General features: G+C 53.6%; 13 protein-coding genes. 10 read left to right on the forward strand and 3 right to left on the reverse strand.

Annotation, left to right across the window (positions count from 1 at the left end):
- Together VMF88_10160 and VMF88_10165 are read right to left on the reverse strand one after the other, a co-directional pair.
- The coding region (locus VMF88_10160) for a carboxypeptidase-like regulatory domain-containing protein (GenBank protein ID HTY11422.1) at positions 1-2177 on the reverse strand (2177 nt) is incomplete at its 3' end.
- Positions 2178-2711: 534 nt separating this feature from the next.
- Complete coding sequence (locus VMF88_10165; protein ID HTY11423.1) at positions 2712-4739, reverse strand: sialate O-acetylesterase; 2028 nt, start codon at positions 4737-4739, stop codon at positions 2712-2714.
- A 267-nt stretch (positions 4740-5006) separates the two neighbouring features.
- On the opposite strand from VMF88_10165, the gene VMF88_10170 reads away from it, so the two are divergent.
- Together VMF88_10170 and VMF88_10175 are read left to right on the forward strand one after the other, a co-directional pair.
- A complete protein-coding gene (locus VMF88_10170) occupies positions 5007-6911 on the forward strand; it encodes a sodium:solute symporter family protein (GenBank protein HTY11424.1) in 1905 nt (634 codons plus the stop codon).
- Positions 6912-6929: 18 nt separating this feature from the next.
- The gene (locus VMF88_10175) at positions 6930-8114 is read left to right on the forward strand and encodes a glycosidase (GenBank protein ID HTY11425.1); all 1185 of its coding nucleotides are present in this window, start codon (positions 6930-6932) and stop codon (positions 8112-8114) included.
- A gap of 101 nt (positions 8115-8215) precedes the next feature.
- On the opposite strand, the gene VMF88_10180 is transcribed toward VMF88_10175, so the two are convergent.
- Positions 8216-9589 carry an AGE family epimerase/isomerase gene (locus tag VMF88_10180; protein HTY11426.1) on the reverse strand — a complete coding sequence of 458 codons (1374 nt, stop codon included), beginning with the start codon at positions 9587-9589 and terminating at the stop codon, positions 8216-8218.
- A gap of 193 nt (positions 9590-9782) precedes the next feature.
- Here VMF88_10180 and VMF88_10185 point away from each other — a divergent pair, with 193 nt between their 5' ends.
- The 8 genes from VMF88_10185 (at position 9783) to VMF88_10220 (ending at position 20001) form a co-directional block, all read left to right on the forward strand.
- A complete protein-coding gene (locus tag VMF88_10185; GenBank protein ID HTY11427.1) occupies positions 9783-11654 on the forward strand; it encodes a cellulase family glycosylhydrolase in 1872 nt (623 codons plus the stop codon).
- Positions 11655-11795: 141 nt separating this feature from the next.
- Positions 11796-13514, forward strand: a complete 1719-nt coding sequence (locus VMF88_10190) for a cellulase family glycosylhydrolase (protein ID HTY11428.1) — start codon at positions 11796-11798, stop codon at positions 13512-13514.
- 93 nt (positions 13515-13607) lie between these two features.
- Positions 13608-15284, forward strand: coding sequence for a sodium:solute symporter family protein (locus VMF88_10195; protein HTY11429.1), 1677 nt, complete (start codon positions 13608-13610; stop codon positions 15282-15284).
- A 15-nt stretch (positions 15285-15299) separates the two neighbouring features.
- Positions 15300-15515: a hypothetical protein gene (locus VMF88_10200; GenBank protein HTY11430.1), complete on the forward strand. Its 216-nt coding sequence runs from the start codon at positions 15300-15302 to the stop codon at positions 15513-15515.
- 51 nt (positions 15516-15566) lie between these two features.
- Positions 15567-16634 carry a UDP-glucose--hexose-1-phosphate uridylyltransferase gene (locus VMF88_10205; protein HTY11431.1) on the forward strand — a complete coding sequence of 356 codons (1068 nt, stop codon included), beginning with the start codon at positions 15567-15569 and terminating at the stop codon, positions 16632-16634.
- The gene (locus VMF88_10210) at positions 16631-17845 is read left to right on the forward strand and encodes a glycoside hydrolase family 27 protein (protein ID HTY11432.1); all 1215 of its coding nucleotides are present in this window, start codon (positions 16631-16633) and stop codon (positions 17843-17845) included. The genes VMF88_10205 and VMF88_10210 overlap by 4 nt, the downstream gene beginning before the upstream one ends.
- A 97-nt stretch (positions 17846-17942) precedes the next feature.
- Positions 17943-19019 carry a cellulase family glycosylhydrolase gene (locus VMF88_10215; protein ID HTY11433.1) on the forward strand — a complete coding sequence of 359 codons (1077 nt, stop codon included), beginning with the start codon at positions 17943-17945 and terminating at the stop codon, positions 19017-19019.
- Positions 19020-19086: 67 nt separating this feature from the next.
- A complete protein-coding gene (locus VMF88_10220; protein ID HTY11434.1) occupies positions 19087-20001 on the forward strand; it encodes a sugar phosphate isomerase/epimerase in 915 nt (304 codons plus the stop codon).
- The last annotated feature ends 66 nt before the right edge of the window (positions 20002-20067 follow it).

The raw sequence follows: 20067 nt of genomic DNA on the forward strand, positions 1-20067 counted from the left end.
GGATCGATATCGATGAAGCTCGGCAGCGAGACGCTTCGATAGACCGCAGCCAATAACTGAACCTTCTCACTCGCTTTATACTTCACGTTGACCGAAGGATACCAATACGGATTATTCCGCTTCGATTCACTCGGCGAGGGCGAGCCCACGATCCCTGTCGGGCTCAGAGGATCAACCAGGATATGATAGGATGTGATATCGGTATTCTCTTGCTGAAACCGGGCTCCGGGAATAACTGTCAGGCTCGTTCCGATGTTAAACTCACCCATCAAATAACCCGCAACTGTATGTTCTTTGTCCGAGTAGTCCTGATTGAAGCTATTGACACCTGAAATCAAATATTCATCAATCGCTGTGCCCGGTCCACGATTCGCATAAAAGTAACTGTTTATGCTCTCCAATTGAGCGACGTTATATTGAGGCCCTATTGCGTATCCTAAGATCGACCCACCCTTATAGTTCGGATCAACAAAATTGTTGGCCTCAATCCCCGTTTGGAGGGTAGGGTCAGTACTAAAGCCGGGATAATGCGCGGTGAGATACGAAATCATATCGTCCCTTGCCCCCTTTCCCTGTCCATACTGGATGTACAGCCCATATTGATCTCGATTGCTCGAACGCGTCACGCTGTGATACTTTCCGCCTGCCGTGATTGTTCCGGAGAATTCGTCTGAAAACTTAAACGGTATTTTCCAGTCAGCCTTTGCATCATAATCCTGGTCCGAAAGAGAAGTATTGATGATCCATGGCTCCTGAAGCAAAGAATACTGGGGCTGCTGCACTCCATTATAGTTCATCAAGATGGAAGGTTGAACAAAGTTTGTTTGTTGCACCTTTAGGACCGGAAATCCCGTAGGCTCAAATCCATAGATATCAATCTGCTGGGCTAGCGGAGAACTTACATCCCCCTTCGTATACGTAAACGACAGCGGCAATTCTGTCTTCCCGAGTTTGAATAAAAATTGCGCCGAATGCGACCATTGTTCGGTCTTGGTCTGGTTGGCAAAAATCTGGGAGAAGAATTGTCCGGATAAGAATGTCGTTTGGTTGCTTCTGGTCAAGGTACTGTCTTTTTTCTGGTCGTACACGCTGTAGAATTTCGCGCTAAAAAAATCAGACACATAATCTAGCACCGCGCTCGCGCCGTATCGATTCCTTTTTGTATCTGTTTGCTGAACGGTTGCTGTTTGCGTGGAAAGATTATAGATCGAATCGCCATTGGCAAGGACTAGCCCCTGCGGTGCCGCATAGGTAGCGTTAAATTGATTTGCCGGCAACCTCTTCTCCTCGATGTTGCCCTGAATCAGGAGTCCGAGGGAGTTGTCATCCAAGAATCTGTCGCCGACCGTCCCCGCTACTTTGTAGTTGCTGTATGAGTTGTCCAGTTTTGTATATCCCCCGTTGCCGCGAACATCATAATGGAACCCTTCTTGCGCCGTCTTTAATGTAAGGTTGACCGTCCCGCCTAACGCGTCGGCATCCATATCCGGACGCAGGGTCTTCGAAAGCTCCACTCCCCGCACCAGATCGTCGGAAAGTATACTCAGATCTATGCTCCGGTCGCCGTAGTTGGTCGAGACCATCGGGACGCCTTCGATGGTGATATTATTGTACTTCGGTGAGAGGCCGCGCACGACAACGGCATCGGCCTCGCCAGCATTACGTTGCAACGACACCCCGGGAAGTCTCCCGATGGATTCCGCGATATTCGCGTCGGGCAATTCCTTCATCTTTTCTGCCGACACCACATTGATCAGCGTACTCGACGCCAACTGCTGGTTGATGGAAGACAACTGGCCGCGCGCCTGTGCCGTGACAACGACCGTTTCGCCAATCACCGAACCAGCCGCAAGCGAAATTTCCTGCTGCACGGTCCCATTTTCTGCGAGCGTCACCTCGACCGTGATCGGTTTATATCCTACGTACGACACCTTCAATGTTACTTTCCCCGCAGGGACGGTATGGATGGTGAACTTTCCGTCGATGTCGGCTGCCGCACCGAGGTTGGTGCCCGCAACGATCACATTGGCCCCAACGAGCGCTTCGTGCGAGTCCTTATCAACAATCCGGCCGTTGATCGTTCCGGTTCCCTGCGCAAACGCTGACGCGGTGATCAACAACAATGCTGCAACTGCACACGCCAGTTTCATTCGATTGTAAGAAGTCTCAATAGACATTTTTTCTTCTCCGATGAATTAGTTGCCGCTGAGGGTAGTATGGTAACTTCAGACTTGAATTAAAGCTCGATGTGATGGTGGAGACTTGGAAGAGAACACCGTGGTCACCTGGCGCAAATTTAGGTTGTACTTTTTTGATTGTCAAGCCCTTTTTTGATTTGCAACTCACGATAACGTACTTGCGTTCATAAGATCACAAGGCTCTGCCGGCATCAATTGGTTTTTTCCGGCAACCATCTGACCGACCTTGAGATTCGGCGAACCATCAGCCTAAAACGTGAAAAGAGTTGAAGTAATACTTGAATCGGTACGGCGGGCATATTCAGCACATTCATTCAGCTTACCAAAGTATTGTTTTCGGCATGAACGAAGTTTTCCTTAAAATCATGGTTCTTGCATACATGATGCCATACTTTTGACCTTCATATATGGCATAAATATGCAAAAAAGGGAGATTACCTATGTGTCGTATTTACGCCCGCGTTTATTATTTTGATAAAGTGTATCATTGTAATATAACAGGCCATGAGCCGCTTATTTCCAGTCGTCTGTCCTGAAGGATGATGCCGGAAGCCCTTCCACGTTGTAGAGCGTCGCCGCCGGTGTATTAGTGAAAGCATAGCGTACGGCAACGGGATGCGCCACGCCGTCAGCCGAGATCAGCAGGGTCGATCCCTTGATCTTCACTCTTGCATTCTTAAACTGCTTATCTTCTCCCGCGATCTGAAAACCGCTCCCGCTCGAATCTTCCTTCACGACTAATCCCTTGCCGACGTTTCCGAATTTCAAAACCGCAACGTCTTTTTTTATTTTCATCGATTGAAACACGGGACCGGAGCAGACAATGTTTTTCTGATGATACGCATTCGCGAGCGCACACAGCGCGAGGCGTTTGCCGACATCCTGTTTGTCCGACGGATGAATGCTGTTGAAATCGCCGATGTCGAGGGTCACTGCCATCGCAGTGTTCTTCACGGAAAGGGATTTGAACTGCGCTTCGCGAATGAGTTCGGAATGGGCGTCCGGCCCGTAATTGTACGGCGCGATCTGGACAAAATAGAACGGAAGGTTCTCCGACCGGAAAACCTCCCTCCACTCGCCGATCATCAACGGAAATAACTTGGCGTACATCTCCGCGCGGCCGATGTTCGATTCTCCCTGGTACCAGATCACACCGCTAAGAGTGAACGGCACCAGCGGCGAGATCATTCCGTTGAAGAGCGCCGTCGGAGAGTACCCGGAAAAATCGATCGGCACTTTCGGACGCCGGAAATATTCCTGCCCCTTGTATCCGAAGGCGTAAAAAATGCTGCCGCGGTATTCCGCCACCGGCAGGTACTTCCACTTCCCCGCCAAAGGAATTGCCAGCGCAGTATCGGTACGCTTCAACTCCATCTCTTCGGGCTTGCCGAAGATGCCGCCGTTGCCCCCGTAGTCGAGAACGCGCACAGCAATTTCGACGACCGAATCTTTCACGACGCTCCCCGGCAGCGGATAGATTCGCGGCTCCTCCCACATCCCTTCGGTGAGATGGCTGCCGACAGGAACGCCGTTAACGAACGTTTCATCCATATCGTCGATGGGGCCGAGGCTGAGCACGAGGTCTCTTCCTTTCCAGCCGGACGGAAGAATAACCTGCTTCCTGAACCAGACCGCTCCGTCAAATTCCCCAACTTCCGTCCGTTCCCAGACGGTTGGAAGCGTCATCTCCTTCCAAAGCGAATCGTTGAAACTTTTGGAAGCGCAAGCGCTGTCGTCGAAGTCGAGGTTCAGCCAGCGGCTTTCCTGCTTGCGTCCGGCGAGCTTAATGACCGGATGCCCGGTTACCCACTTGTTGAGCACAAGAATGCTGTCGCGTCCTTCTTCCATCTTTTTGAGAACGGAATCGTAAGCGCCGACCGTCGTGAGGGCTTTCTTGCCGATCCACGATTCGATGGCCGTCCCTCCCCAGCTCGCATGGATCATCCCGATCGGCACGTTCAATTTCTCGTGCAATGTTCTCGCGAAGAAATACCCGGCGGCACTGAAGAGCCGCGCGTTCTGCGGCGTGCATTCCGTCCACCGTCCGTCGCACGATGTTTCGGGTTCGATCGCGTACCCCCGTTTCATCCCGAAGAGACGGATGTTCGGATAGTTTGCGTGCGCGATCTCGCTGTCCGAATTCATGATCGGATTCTGTGGCCGCCAGCCTTCGAGAGGCATTTCCATGTTCGACTGCCCCGAGCAGAGCCATACTTCTCCCAGAAGCACGTCATGGAGCGTCACGCTCGTGTCGCCGTCCGACGCGGTGATTTCGTACGGCCCGCCGGCTTTCACTGTCCTCAAATGAAGGGACCACGACCCGCTGCTGTCCGCCACGGCGGAAGCGCCAGCGTTCCATGAAGCCTTGAGCGAGACTCGTTTGCCGGCGGCAGCCGTCCCCCAGACGGCAACGTCGTGCCGCTGCTGCAGCACCATGCTGTCGGTAAAGATCGAAGAAAATTGGAGCGGTTGATGCTGCGCGGCTGCGCATTCAACAATGAGTATTGCAAGAAGGCCTAATATTCGGGCGGATGGTTTCATCGGTCGGGTACTCCTCGGTTATTATTCTAGGAGAGGGCGTATGCAATAATTTTGCCAGGCCAATCTCGCCAATTGGCCCCTTAACTGCAAGCTTCCGATAAATCAATCTTCGAGCCGCTTTATCATTTCCATAATCATTATCACTCTGATAATTTGACGAACGCGCGAATTCGCTAAATAATCGCTAAAGGAGGGGAGAGAAATGGCACCGTTTATGCTTAAAAGTTTTGAGGCAAAGTATCTCATCTTATTAGAAAGCGAATTCTTATGTCAATCAGCCCCCTCGACATCGGCATCATCATTGCCTATTTTGTCGTTGCAATGACGCTCGGAATTTACGTGTCACAGCGGGCAAAGAAAAGCATGAGCTCATATTTCCTTGGCGGGAATTCTCTCCCCTGGTGGATTCTCGGTGTGTCCGACGCTTCCGGGATGTTTGATATTACCGGAACGATGTGGCTTGTGTACGTCCTCTTCGTGTACGGGTTCAAGAGCGTGTGGATGCCGTGGATCTGGCCGACTTTCAACCAGATCTTCCTGATGGCGTATCTTTCGATCTGGCTCCGCAAATCGAAGGTGATGACCGGCGCCCAGTGGATCGAAACGCGGTTCGGCCGCAGCAAAGGCGCAAATCTTTCGCACATCAGCGTCGTCATCTTTGCGCTCATCAGCGTCATCGGCTTCATCGCATACGCGTTCAAGGGGATCGGAAAGTTTGCAGCAATTTTCTTCCCGTGGCACGTCTCGCCGGATATGTATGCGGTCATCCTCATGTCGTTCACTGCGGTCTATGCGGTGAAAGGGGGAATGTTCAGCGTGGTCATTACGGAATTTCTCCAGTTCATCGTCCTCACGGTCGCATCGCTCGCGATCGGCATCCTTGCGATCACGACAGTAACGCCGGCGCAGTTGCACCAGTTCATCCCTCAAGGCTGGACGACCCCTTTCTTCGGCTGGACGCTCGGCTTGAATTGGACGGGGTTGATCGACGCCGTAAACGCCAAAATCGAAGCGGACGGTTACAGCATGTTCGGCTTCTTCTTTATCATGGTGGTCTTCCAGGGTATTCTGAAGAGCGCTGCCGGTCCGGCGCCGAACTACGATATGCAGCGGGTCCTCGCAACACGTTCGCCGAAGGAAGCGGCGAAGATGAACTGGTTCGTCAACCTCGTCCTCATGTTCCCGCGCTATACGATGATCTCCGGGATCACGGTTCTTGCGCTCGCATTCTTTTCGCCGGAGCTTAAGTCGATGGGGCAAAATATCGACTTCGAGCTGATCCTTCCCTACATTATCAAAAGCATTCTTCCGGTCGGCCTGGTCGGCTTGCTGCTCGCTGGTCTGCTGGCGGCGTTCATGTCCAACTATGCCGCGACCATCAATGCGGCGCCGGCGTATGTCGTCAACGACATCTATAAAAGGTTCATCAACCCGCACGCGAGCGAGGGGCGATACGTCACCCTGAGCTATATTACGACCATCGCCTTCGTGCTGATCGGTTTTGCCTTCGGGTTCATGGTGGAATCCATCAACCAGGTGACGCTCTGGATCGTCAGCGCGCTCTACGGCGGCTACACGGCATCGAACGTGCTCAAATGGTACTGGTGGAGGCTGAACGGACACGGATATTTCTGGGGGATGATCTCGGGTATCGCGGCATCGATGATCATTCCGGCGGCGTTCCCGTCGATCCCGGCGATCATGTCCTTCCCGTACGTTTTCGCGGTCTCGCTTGTCGGGTGCATTGTCGGAAGCCTGGCGACGAAACCGGAACCCGATGAGGTGCTGCTGCGGTTCTACATGCAAATCCGCCCATGGGGATTCTGGGGACCGATCATCAAAAAAGCGCGCGCATACTATCCGTCGTTCGAACCGAACCCGAACTTCGTCCGCGACATGACCAACGTCCTTGTCGGAGTCGTGTGGCAGACCTCGATCGTACTTGTTCCCATCTCACTGATCACGCGCGAGATGACCTTGCTGTACGGCGTCCTCGCCAGTTTCGCGATCACGTCGGTGATCCTGAAATTCAACTGGTGGAATAAGCTGGACGACCTGAGCAAGGAGACGCTCCCCGCCGATTTCGACGAACGAGTGTTAAAGATGAAGCCGACGAACGGAAGCCAGACGGTCCCGTCCGCCGCCGAGGGGTCGGTTGCATTTTCAAAATAGTTCTCCTCCGGAATTACCATGAAACGACAAGAGTTCAACCGGAAATTAGCGACGCTGACGAGCGACTATGAAAAGCTCGTCAAAAAGCCGAACGCGAAAGCAAAGAAGAGCAACGGCATTTTCCACCGGTACGTCAACCCGGTCGTGACGGCAGAGCACGTACCGTTGTTCTGGCGTTACGATTTGGACTATGCGACGAACCCGTCTTTGATGGAACGGCTGGGCGTGAACGGTACGTTCAATGCCGGTGCGTTCGAACTCGGCAAAAAAATTCTCCTCTTCGTCCGCGTCGAAGGAGTGGACAGGAAATCCTTCTTTGCCGTCGTTGAATCGGCCAGCGGCATCGACCGCTTCCGTTTTTGGGACTATCCGATCTCATTCCCCGAGACGTCGGACCCCGACACGAACGTCTACGACCTGCGCGTCGTGAAGCACGAGGACGGATGGATCTACGGATTGTTCTGCACGGAGCGCAAGGACACAAGCGCGCCGAGGACGGATCTGTCGTCCGCAACAGCGCAATGCGGGATCATCCGTACGAAAGACTTCAAAAAGTGGGACCGGCTCGCCGACCTTAAGACGAAATCGCCGCAGCAAAGGAACGTTGTCCTTCATCCCGAATTTGTCCATGGAAAATACGCCTTCTACACGAGGCCGCAAGACGGGTTCATCGAAACGGGATCGGGAGGAGGCATCGGCTGGGGACTTTCCGATTCGATCGAGAACGCGGAGATCCGCAGCGAGATCATCGTCGACGACCGGGTCTATCATACGATCAAAGAAGTGAAGAACGGCCTGGGCCCCGCGCCGATCAAAACGGACAAAGGGTGGCTCCAGCTCGCACACGGCGTCCGGAACACGGCTGCCGGTCTGCGCTATGTGTTGTACTTATTCCTGACCGACCTTAAAGATCCGTCAAAAGTCATCGCACGTCCGCAGGGATATTTCATCGCGCCGGAAGGAATGGAGCGCGTCGGCGACGTTTCGAATGTCGTCTTCAGCAACGGCTGGGTGAAACGGGACAACGGCGAGGTGTTCATTTACTACGCCTCATCGGACACGCGGATGCATGTCGCAACCTCCACCGTCGATCGATTGCTCGACTATGTTTTCCACACGCCCGAGGACGGCTACCGGAGCGCCATGAGCGTAAAGCAGCGGTACGACTTGATCTCGAAGAACCTGAAGATTCTGAAAAAGTAGCTCTCCGCAACACAGATGCCTTGTCCTTATCCTGATGCAGGATCGGTCCAAGGCATTCGTGTTTTATGGGGTAAATGATTTTGGTTCAGCGGAAAGAAGCGCTACGCGGGAACCGCGGCAAGCTGCGAGGAAGCAACGGCGTGCCAGGCGTGTGCCAGTTCGGCAACCTCCTTCTTCTTCGCCGAATTCTCCCCGGTGAGCAGGTTGATGCAGTTCATCAGCGCCCTCCCGGTGTGATAGGTGCATTTCCACATATGGCTTTTCGGTCCGGTCTTGAAATGCGGCTCTTTGTCGATCCCCCCTTCGAACCAATCGCCGTTCTGCGGGTCGATGATGTAGGTTCTAACGTATTTCCACTGCTTCAGAAAGTGGTCCTCATATTTTTTCTCCTGGGGAAAAATTTTCGAGAAGAGCAGGAGCGCGTTCAGCCCTTCCGCCTGCGCCCACCAATTCTTTGAATCCTTGACGATCGAGCATTCGGTCTCTCCCTTGAAATAGTACCCTCCGTCGTAAAACCCGCCGACCGACTCGTCGAAGCCGAAGCGGATCGCATGGTCGAGCATCCGCTTCGCAACCGCCAGCGTTCTCGTGTCGTTCTTCAGTCCCAGAGCGTGTGACGCCTCGAGCATCAGGAACGCCGTTTCGTAATCGTGGCCGAAGGAAACATGGTCGAGCCCGAAATTCGCTTTGCGCACATCCTCCGCCGCATCCCGGAACGACACCGGCGACCAATCCGGGTGAAAGAACAATCTCAGCGATCCTTCTTTCGACACCATCGTGTCGCGTATCAGCACGAGCAGCCGTTCAAGCTGCATCCGCAGTTGCGGAGACTTCCACACATGGTACAGCTCCGTGTACGCTTCGAGCAGATGGATCGACGAGTTCTGGTCTTTGAACCCGAGCTCGCTTCTGTCGGACGCGATCGTTTTGTACTGCGAACTTGAATCGAACGGTTTTCCCTCGCGGGTCAGGAATTCGAAGTACCCCTCCCCTTTCGGGTCGTAGGCATGCTCCTCCACCCATCGGAATGCCTCCTGGGCAAAGTTCAATATCTCGTTGTTTCCTGTTTGACGATACAGCGCCGCAAGCGCATAGATGCCGAATGCATTTCCGTACGTCCGCTTCTCGTCGCGCCATCCGTTCACGTCCGACAGTCCGCCGACGCGGTTTCTGATCTGATAGAACCCGCCGTACTCGGCGTCCCACATATGAATGCGCAGCGAATAGTAGCCGTGCAGCCCCATTGTTTCGAACGACCGGTCGTTCAGGAACGAGGCGAGTTTCGACAACGTCCACACATGCCTCGCCTGCGTTACGATCATTTTTTCCTGTTCCGGAGGAAGTTTCCAATTGTAAGCGACGTTCGTAAAGTATCCGCCGCACTCTTTGTCGACGACGAGCGGATACCACCGGTCCACGATCCCCTTTCTTAGGGCATCAGCGAACTCTCCTGCCAATTCTTCTTTTTGATCCATACTCCTGCCAGCTTTTTGGGTGAAACGAGTGCAATTGACGTGCCGGAATTTTTTGACAAATAAGTATGCTTCTTCGAGTCCGCAGCCGACGCCCCGAACACAGTCCTATTATTTTGATAATCTTTCACAAAATAATAAGAAATGCCCCGCCCGCGCATTTATTTTTTTGCATTTTCAGAAGGGATTATCTACAATGTATGGCATTACATTTGAACTTCATGCAGCAAGCGCAATTGCCTATTCACAAATTCCCGGTTGCATCGTGAACAAATTCTTTCGGCCCATCCTGCTTGTCGTTCTGTGCGCCTTCGCTGCGCACGCGCAGTTCAAGAATTTTATTACGGTCAAGAAGGACAAATTGATGGATGGCGATGCCGAGCTTCGATTCATTTCATTCGACGTCCCAACCCTCCACTATATCGAGGATTATCTTCCGTTCGGCGGAACCAACCAATGGCGGCTGCCGGATGAATTCGAGATCCGCGATGCGCTCACCGCGGTAAAGCAAATGGGGGGAAAGGTTGTCCGCATGTATGTCTTTTCGGTCAAGAAGGAAGGGGATACGGTCGAAGTCTTCCACGTCGAGGCTCCGGGAAAATTCAACGAGGAAGCATTCAAGACATTCGACAAGGTTCTTTCTATAGCGAACGAGCTCGGCGTCAGGCTCATCGTCCCGTTCGTCGACAACTGGCTGTGGTGGGGAGGGCCGAAAGAGTACGCGGCGTTCCGGGGGAAGGCGCGCGATGCGTTCTGGACCGACCAGCAGCTGATCGGCGACTTTGAGAAGACGATCGAGTTTGTCCTCAACCGCAAAAACACCGTCACCGGCATCCCCTACAACGAGGACAAGGCTATTCTTGCTTGGGAAACCGGCAACGAGATTGTCGCCCCGTTCTCATGGACGAAAACCGTCGCCGCATACATCAAGAGCATCGATAAGAATCACCTGGTCATGGAAGGCACTCTGGCGCGGGAAATTTCAGAAGAGGCGCTCAACGACCCGGACCTCGACATTCTCTCGACTCATTATTATCACGACGCCAGGGCCGCCGTCAATGACATCGTGAAAAACCGGGAAATGTCAAAAGGGAAGAAGCCGTACCTTGTCGGCGAGTACGGACTCGTTCCGACGGAAGACATCCGCATGATCACCGACACCGTCATCAACCAGGGGCTTTCGGGAGCGATGATCTGGAGCCTCCGGTTCAGGAACCGCGACGGGGGATTTTACAGCCATTACGAATACCAGAATTACGAGGCGTACCGGTGGCCGGGATTTTCTTCCGGCGACTTTTACGACGAGCGGAACGTCCTCACTCTTTTGCGCGAAAAGGCGCATCAGATCGACGGCACGACGGCGGAGCGGCTTCCGGTTCCCGCCCCTCCCCACTTGCTCGACATCAACGACGTCGCGGAAATCTCATGGGAGGGGTCGACCGGCGCCGGATCGTATACGGTCGAGCGAAAAGAAGAAAGCGACACGTCATGGACTGTCGCCGCCGCCAACGTCGATGAATCCCGGTACCAATACCGTCCCCTCTTCTCCGACGGGTCGGCAGAGATCGGAAAGAAATATTCATACAGGGTGAAGGCAAAAAATGAAACCGGGGAATCCGGTTACTCCAACGTTGTCGGCCCGGTCGAGGCAGTCTACAAAACGATCGTTGATGAGATGGAGAATTTCGACAAGGTATTCCAAAAAGACGGCGCGTTGAAGCTATTGACGCTGGAAGATATCCGGCGCGCGAAAGAAGACCGGAGCCGGCTGGCCGGAAATAACGGAAGCTATATTATCTATACGCTGGAAGGTAAAGCGGCAAGTGTTCTGGTGGATTATTTTGTCGCAGACACAACAAAGAAGGTCGAAGTACTCGCCTCAAAAGATCTGGAAACGTTCGCGGATCTTGCCACACGCAAAGAAGTATTTCTTTACGGACAGAACGATTACGGATACTTCGATGCCGTGACGCTTGCGGGAACGGAATTTCCGGACGGGACAAAGTACATCAAGATCATGCTGGAAGAGGGGGTTCAGATCAGCCGCATCGAAATCCGCTCACGCTGATGCCATGGTGCCTCGATGGATGAAAAGAGGGCAAATCGCATGACGGTTCGTTTCACAATCGCCGCACTCTTTTTGCTCGCTGTTCCTCCCCCACTCCACGCTCAGTTTCAGAACTTCGTCACAACCAAAGGAGACAAGCTCATGGACGGAGATCATGAACTCCGGTTTGTCTCCTATAATCTCCCCAACCTCCATTACATTGAAGACAACCAGCAATTCACCGACCCAAATCCGTGGCGCGTCGCAGACGAGTTCGAAATACGGGACGCTCTTCAGGCGATCATGCAAGCCGGCGGAAAAGTGACCCGGATGTACGTGATCTCGGTCCGAAAAGAAAAGGACCCTCCGGACCTGATCCGCCATGTTGACGGGCCGGGGATGTTCAACGAAGAGGCGTTTAAGGCGTACGACAAAGTCCTTCAGGTCGCCAACGAAACCGGGATACGCGTGATCATTCCGCTGGTCGACAACTGGTGGTGGTGGGGCGGGCCGAAGGAGTATGCGGCCTTCCGCGGGAAGAAGAGCGAGGAGTTCTGGACCGATTCTCTTCTGATCTCCGACTTCAAAAAAACGGTCGAGCACATCGTCAACCGGGTCAATACCTGCACCGGCGTTCCTTTTAAAGAAGACAAAGCAATACTTGGATGGGAAACGGGGAACGAGCTTGAACCGACCACCTATGAGTGGACCCGCACGATCGCCGCGTACATCAAAAGCCTCGACAAAAATCATCTCGTCCTCGAAGGGACGCACAGCAAGTCCGTGAGCGACTCGGCACTTGCAGACCCGAACATTGATGTGGTCTCGACGCATCATTACGTTCCCGCATACCAGATGATCCCGCTCATCCTCAGCGCGAGAGAAAAAGCCAAAGGGAAAAAGCCGTACTTCATCGGCGAGTTTGGTTCTCTGCCCATCGACAGCATCAGGTGCGTGCTCGATACGGTGATCTCTTCCGGAATTGCCGGCATAATGATCTGGGATATGCGGCAGCACAACCGCGACGGAGGTTTTTACTATCATGGTTTTTCGTACCGCTGGCCTGGTTTCGGCTATGGCGCGCATGGAGAAGAGATCGACGTCATCAATCTGATGAGAGAAAAAGCATACAAGATCAATGGCCTCCCCGAGCCGCCGCTTCCGCCCCCTTTGCTTCCAACGCCCCTTCCAATCGAATCCCCATACAGGATTTCCTGGCAAGGTTCGACGGGGGCAACATCGTATATTATAGAGCGAAGGCCCACCGGACGGATCTTTTGGTGGCAATGGGATGTGATTGATTCAAATGCGAGCGATGCCAATATCGGGTATCGTCCACTTTATTCCGACAATTCGGTCGAACTAGGCAAAAAATACGTCTACCGGTTCATCGCAAAAAATACATCGGGGGTGTCCGAGCCATCCGAGCCGACCAACGCCGTCGTTGCATCGAACCGGATGATGATCGATGAATTCGAGAACGATGCAAACTTCTATGCAAGAAGCGGCGATTTGAAATTTCTTCGCGGCGGGGGGACGATCAGAAGCAAGGAGGATCCGAGTCTCGTTCAAGGTCATGACGGCGATTTTATCATTTACAGGTTGCCTGAACGCATCGATTCTTTGTATCTTGATGTGTTCTATACGACCGCCACGCGTGACAGCACGATCGAATTTTCCGCCGGGGCAACCGCGGAAAATTTCTCGCCGGCCGCAGCGAGCAAAGAAGTCTATGAACCGTATTCCAATCATTATGGATTTTACGCCGCTGGACGTTACATCCTCCGAAATATTCCTCCGGAAGACCGGTTCATAAAGATCGATCTTGCCAACGGCGTCGCGTTGGCGAGGATTGAGATCTCGTACGGCAGCGTTCAGTAGCGCGCTCGTCATTCACGACACAGCGGCAATGAAGCGTTTTGATTCTCCAATTCCAACAGAGGCTACGACAACAACATCGACAAGGAATAACACATGGAAGCAATCGGACTGTCGTTCATCGATTGGGTGATCATCATCATTTATTTCGGTTTCGTTCTGGGGATCGGAATGTATCTCCGGAAGTATACCCGCAGCCAGGAGGATTTTTTCCTTGCCGGAAGAAAAAATTCCGTCTGGGTCGCCGGGCTTGCATTTCTGTCGGCGAACCTCGGCGCTCTCGAGTTGCTCGGGATGACCGGCAATACCTTCAAGTACGGCATGTATGTCGCGCACTTTTACTGGATCGGCGCCATCCCGGCAATGCTCTTCCTCGGCGTTTACATGATGCCCTTCTATTACAGCAGCAAGATCAATTCCGTCCCCGGCTACCTGAAGCTCCGCTTCGACGAAAAGACCCGCGTGCTCAACGGCATCGCGTTTGCCATCATGACGCTCCTCGTGTCGGGCATCAACCTCTACGCGATGGCGCTTGTCCTTCACACCTTCCTCGGCTGGAATTGGGATGTGAGCATGTGGGCATCGGCCGTCACCGTGGCAGCCTATGTGTCGCTCAGCGGACTGATGTCGGCGATCTTCACCGAGATCATTCAATTCTTCCTGATCTGGTTCGGACTCTTCCTCGTCTCGATCCTCGGCATTATCGAGATCGGAAGCCTAAAAGAGATCATGGCGAGGATCAACGCGTACAGCGCGCACGTCTCTTTCACCACGCTCTGGTCGACGTCGGCCGACCCGACGCAGAATGGAATGTTCATCAGTTGGGGGGGCATCGTTCTGGGATTGGGATTCGTCCTGTCGTTCGGCTATTGGACGACCGACTTCCTGGTGGTGCAGCGCGCTTTTTCTGCAAAGGACCTGCGCACTGCACGCTTGACGCCGATCTTGGCATCGTTCTTTAAGATGGCGCTGCCGTTCATCGTCATCCTCACCGGACTCATCGCCATCGCATTATCGATCGATCCGCACAGCGGCTTCAAATTGCTGCAGGACGGCGGGCAGGTCAATTATGACTCGGCCCTTCCATTGCTGATCGCGCGCTACTATCCGGCAGGGCTCGTTGGACTCGGCGTCACCGCATTGCTCGCCGGTTTCATGGCCGGCCAGGCGGGAAACGTGAGCGCCTTCAATACGGTGTGGACCTACGACATTTACAAATCGGTGCTCAACAAAAATGCCTCCGATGCCCATCTCCTATGGATGGGACGCGTTTCGACCATCGTCGGCGTCATCATTTCTTTGATCACGGCGTACTGGGCGAAAAGCTTTCCGAGTATCATGGATTATATGCAGGCAATTTTTTCGTGGGTCAACGCGCCGCTCTTTGCCACGATGCTCCTCGGCATGTTCATCTGGTGGATCACCCCGGCGGGAGCTTTCTGGGGATTGGTCTCCGGCATGTCGTCCTCCTTTCTCATGTATCTCGCGGTGAAGTTCCACTGGTTCTCGGAAAGCTACCTCACCCTTTCAAGCGTGCAGAGCGACATGGCGGCGAATTTCTGGCGCGCCTGGTGGGCATGGGTCATCTGTGCGGCGGTCACGGTCGGCGTCAGCCTATTCACAAAAAAGAGACCGAAAGAAGAGCTGGTCGGGCTCGTCAAGGGACTGACGGAGGAGAACTTCGATAAACATCTCCCGTTCACAAAACGGCCCGAGTTTTATGCCCTGATTTCGCTTATCGTCCTTATCGTGTTAAACGTCCTATTCTGGTGATAAAGGAGAATTGTCATGCCTGAACCTCAAATGAAACCGATCTGGTATTTTGTCGGATTGATCCTGCTGGTCATGGGAACCCTCATTTTATTGAGCGGAATCTATCATCTCATCAGCCCGCCGGCAGTCAAAACCGTGCTGGCGGAAATCCATCCCGACGTCTGGTGGGGAGCGCTGATGATCCTCTTCGGCGGGACGCTCTATTTGAAGACCCGAACACCGTCCGCATAACCGGCGGGGAACGGCGCAGAACAAATCCCGGAATCAGTATTCTCAACGATCATGAAAGCGAAAGACACCGAATCGGCGAAGCATCCTCACCGGCGAAAAAATATTCTCACCGGTGAATGGATCCTCGTATCCCCCCATCGGACACAGCGTCCATGGCAAGGAGAGATCTCCGCGACCGGAGGAGAGGCGCGTCCCGCGTATGACCCGCAATGTTATTTATGTCCCGGCAATAAGCGGGCAAACGGCGAGACGAATCCCCATTACAAGGACACGTACGTTTTCACCAACGATTTTTCGGCGCTCTTAGCCGATACGCCTCCTCTGCAGCGAAACATCGGCGGCCTCTTGATGGCAACAACGGAAAGAGGGATCTGCCGTGTCGTCAATTTTTCTCCCCGGCACGATCTGACGCTTGCCGAGATGGACGAACGGGAAATCGCGAAGGTCGTTACGGTATGGCAGGACGAATTCAGATCGCTCGGCGCCGAGCGGCACATCAACCATGTGCAGATCTTCGAGAACAAGGGCTCGATGATGGGGAACAGCAATCCCCATCCGCACGGGCAGATCTGGGCGCAGGAAAGCATCCCTCGCGAGGCCGCGAAAGAGCTCCAGCAATTCAAGCGGTACTACGCGAAAAAGAAAAAAAGTCTCCTCGCCGATTATTGTACGCTAGAGCTTCGCCTGAAAGAGAGGATCGTCTACGACAACGGAACCTTCACGGTGCTTGTGCCGTTCTGGGCGGTCTGGCCCTACGAAACGATGATCGTGCCGAAACGGAAAATAGCGAACATCCTCCGCTTTTCCGAAAAAGAAAAAAAGGATTTCGCCAACGCATTAAAAACGATCACGAGCAAGTACGACAATATGTTCAAAATCTCGTTCCCCTATTCGGCCGGGATGCATCAGGCGCCCACGGACGGGAAGAAACACGACGAATGGCATTTTCACATGCATTTTTATCCCCCCCTCCTCCGCTCGGCGACCGTGAAAAAATTCATGGTCGGATACGAGATGCTCGCCGAACCGCAACGGGATATCACCCCGGAACAGAGCGCCGCGATACTACGGGGTTTGCCGAACGTTCACTACAAAACAGCAAAAGCGAATGGCCTATGAGAACATCAACGAAAGTCGCCGCCTTCCTCATTCTCATAATTGCTACGGCCTCATATGGTCAGAAATTTCAGAACCTGGCGCTCACTCCGCCGATGGGATGGAACAGCTGGAACAGGTTCGGATGCAACGTGGATGAAAAGATGATCCGTGACATGGCCGATGCCATGGTCTCCAGCGGAATGAGGGACGCCGGCTATCAGTACATCGTCATCGACGACTGCTGGCACGGGGGACGCGACAGCCTCGGCTTCGTCTTCCCCGATCCGGAGCGCTTCCCCTCCGGCATGAAAGCGCTCGCCGATTACGTCCATTCGAAAGGACTGAAGTTCGGCCTCTACTCCTGCGCCGGCGACAAGACGTGCGCCGGAAGAACTGGCAGCCGTGGCCGCGAATACCAGGACGCTCTCACGTACGCAAAATGGGGAGTCGATTATTTGAAGTATGACTGGTGCAACACCGACGGATTGAACTCCATCGGGGCGTACACTACAATGAGGAACGCGCTCTATGCCGCGGGAAGGCCGATCGTCTTCAGCCTGTGCGAATGGGGGGACACAAAATCGTGGGAGTGGGCGAAGGACGTCGGCCATCTTTGGAGGATCACCGGCGACATCACAAATTGCTTCGACTGCACGGACGATCATCACGGCACCTGGACGGCGTGGGGAGTGATGAAGATCCCCGAGATGCGCAAGGACATCCGAAAGTATGCCGGGCCCGGACATTGGAACGACCCCGACATGCTCGAAGTCGGAAACGGCATGTCGGTCAGCGAAGACCGGTCGCACTTCTCTCTCTGGTGTATGATGGCCGCACCTCTTATCGCCGGCAACGACCTGCGCGCGATGAGCAGAGAGACGAACGAAATCCTCACCAACCGCGAAGTCCTCGACATCGACCAGGACTCCCTCGGCGTTCAGGGATACCGCTACGACACGAGGGACAGCATCGAAATCTGGGTGAAACCGCTTGCGCACGGCGATTGGGCAGTTTGCTTCCTCAATCGTTCCAAAACGGCTCGAAAACTCGATTTCGACTGGTCAAAAAATGTCATCGCTGACGACCTGTCGAAAAGAACGATGAACACCAACGAAACCGTTTACAACATTCGCGACCTTTGGCAGAAGAAAGCACTCGGCGACACAAAAAAGAATACGTCGTCCGATCTGGCGTCGCATGATGTTCTCGTTGTCAGGCTGACGCCGCAGTGACACATCACACTGAGGAAATCCTGATCTGAGAAACCGGCAGGATCTTGGCAAAGAAGTTCTTGGATTCACTTTCATCATTACCTTGATCGGCACCACTATGAAAAATATTGCTGTATTATTCGTCGTCTCATTCGTCCTTCTCTGCCCGGCGGCCGGGAATGCTCAGCCGCCAAAAGAGAAGAGTATGTATTACGACTGGCTGAACACGCGCGACGTCAACAGACCGTTCAACGACCCGAATGCGAAAAAGCTCCCTCTCATTCGTGTGCGCGGGAACAGGTTTGTTAACGCGAACGGAGATACCGTACTCTTCCGCGGCATCGCCATCGCGGACCCGGACAAGCTCGACCAGCAGGGACGCTGGAACAAAGACCTTTTCCTGAAGCTCAAGGACTACGGAGCGATGATCGTACGAATTCCGGTCCATCCGGCCGCCTGGCGCATGCGCACACCGGAAAAGTATCTTCTGCTCCTCGACCAGGCCGTAGAATGGTGCAGCGACCTCGGGATGTACATCGACCTCGACTGGCACTCGATCGGCAACCTCGGCATGGAGTTGTTTCAGGACCCCGAATACGTGACGACAAAAAAAGAAACGTATGAGTTCTGGCGCACGATGTCGGTCCACTTCAAAGGAAACAATACCATTGCCTTCTATGAACTCTTCAACGAACCGACGCTCTACAACGGGCAGCTCGGAAGCATGTCATGGAGCGAATGGAAGAAGATCAACGAAAACATCATTCATCTCATCCGCGCCTACGATACGGAAAAGATCCCACTTGTGGCGGGATTCGATTGGGCGTATGACCTGACGCCGCTGCACGTCGAACCGATCGAAGCGGAAGGGATCGGCTACGTGACACACCCGTATCCCCACAAGCGCTCGAAGCCGTACGTACCGAAATGGGATGAAGATTTCGGGTTCGCCGCAGGTACGTACCCCGTCGTGGCAACGGAATTCGGTTTCGTTTTAGGGGGAGAGGGAATGGCGGAGAACGGCGAGTATGGAAAAGAGATCATTCATTATCTTGAGTCACGGGGGATGAGCTGGATGGGATGGGTCTTCGATACCGAATGGTATCCGAGACTCGTGCAATCGTGGGAACCGTTCAAGCTCACCGAAAGCGGAGAGTTCTTCAAGCAAGCGCTGCACGGGAAGATTCCGCAATGATGCGCCGTGAAGAGAAGACCGCCGAAATCAGAAAATTGCGCTAGCCATTCAAATAAAGGAGAACGCGATGACACAGTCCAACTACACACGAAAAGAATTCATCAAGCTTCTCGGGCTGGGCGCCGGCACGCTCGCCCTGACGAAATTCAGCTTCGCTGATGAAAAGAAGTACGTGGCCAACATCGGATTCCAGCTTTACACGATCCGTTATGAACTGGAAAAGGACTTCGCCGGCTCTGTCCGCAAAGTAGCCGACATGGGATACATCGGCGTGGAAGCGTATCCTCTCCCTTCAAATGTCACGCTCGAACAGGCGGCAAAGGTGTTCAAGGAATGCGGGCTGCAGGTGTTCAGCATGCACACAGCCCTGCCCGTCGGCGACGAACGGGAAAATATTCTTAAAGCCGCAGAGGCATACGGGTGCAAAAACGTGGTCTATCCCGGATGGCCGGCGGGGCTCTCGCCGCACAGCGACGACTTGATGAAACAGGTGGCCGAAATTTTTAAGACCGTCGACATCACGAAAAAGAAAGCCGATTTCTACAACGAGACAGGCGCATACTTCAAGAAGAAAGGGCTGAATTTCGGGCTCCACAATCATTGGTGGGAATGGGAAAAATCAGACGGGATCGTCCCGTTCTATTATTTTTTGGAGCACCTGTCTCCCGACGTCTTCTTTGAGATCGACACTTATTGGGCGAAGACCGGCGGTGTCGACCCTGCAAAAGCGGTGCACGATTTCGGGAAGCGCGCCCCGTTCCTCCACATCAAAGACGGACCGGCAGTCAAAGGTCCCACAATGTATGCGCACGTTCCGGCGGGAAGCGGCACCCTGGATTTCCCTGCCATTGTCAGGGCAGGAGGAAAAAATATTCAGTGGATGATCGTCGAATTCGACGAGTATGCAGGGAATATCTTTGACGGTATGCAGAAGAGTTACGCGTACCTGACAAAGAATGGATTGGCAAAGGGAAAAGTATAAAAGTAACTGACCGAACAATAACGGAGGCAAATACGGGTTCCATGAGAGATTAGGCCCAACCGTTAT

The sequence above is a fragment of the Bacteroidota bacterium genome (assembly GCA_035506275.1).
GTDB lineage: Bacteria > Bacteroidota > Ignavibacteria > UBA10030 > UBA8401 > JAGVPT01.

Coding starts and splice junctions, on each gene's coding strand:
- VMF88_10220 (HTY11434.1), top strand. CDS start 19,087: ATGACACAGTCCAACTACACACGAAAAGAATTCATCAAGCTTCTCGGG.
- VMF88_10175 (HTY11425.1), top strand. CDS start 6,930: ATGAAACGACAAGAGTTCAACCGGAAATTAGCGACGCTGACGAGCGAC.
- VMF88_10215 (HTY11433.1), top strand. CDS start 17,943: ATGAAAAATATTGCTGTATTATTCGTCGTCTCATTCGTCCTTCTCTGC.
- VMF88_10190 (HTY11428.1), top strand. CDS start 11,796: ATGGACGGAGATCATGAACTCCGGTTTGTCTCCTATAATCTCCCCAAC.
- VMF88_10170 (HTY11424.1), top strand. CDS start 5,007: ATGTCAATCAGCCCCCTCGACATCGGCATCATCATTGCCTATTTTGTC.
- VMF88_10200 (HTY11430.1), top strand. CDS start 15,300: ATGCCTGAACCTCAAATGAAACCGATCTGGTATTTTGTCGGATTGATC.
- VMF88_10185 (HTY11427.1), top strand. CDS start 9,783: ATGTATGGCATTACATTTGAACTTCATGCAGCAAGCGCAATTGCCTAT.
- VMF88_10195 (HTY11429.1), top strand. CDS start 13,608: ATGGAAGCAATCGGACTGTCGTTCATCGATTGGGTGATCATCATCATT.
- VMF88_10210 (HTY11432.1), top strand. CDS start 16,631: ATGAGAACATCAACGAAAGTCGCCGCCTTCCTCATTCTCATAATTGCT.
- VMF88_10165 (HTY11423.1), bottom strand. CDS start 4,739: ATGAAACCATCCGCCCGAATATTAGGCCTTCTTGCAATACTCATTGTT.
- VMF88_10180 (HTY11426.1), bottom strand. CDS start 9,589: ATGGATCAAAAAGAAGAATTGGCAGGAGAGTTCGCTGATGCCCTAAGA.
- VMF88_10205 (HTY11431.1), top strand. CDS start 15,567: ATGAAAGCGAAAGACACCGAATCGGCGAAGCATCCTCACCGGCGAAAA.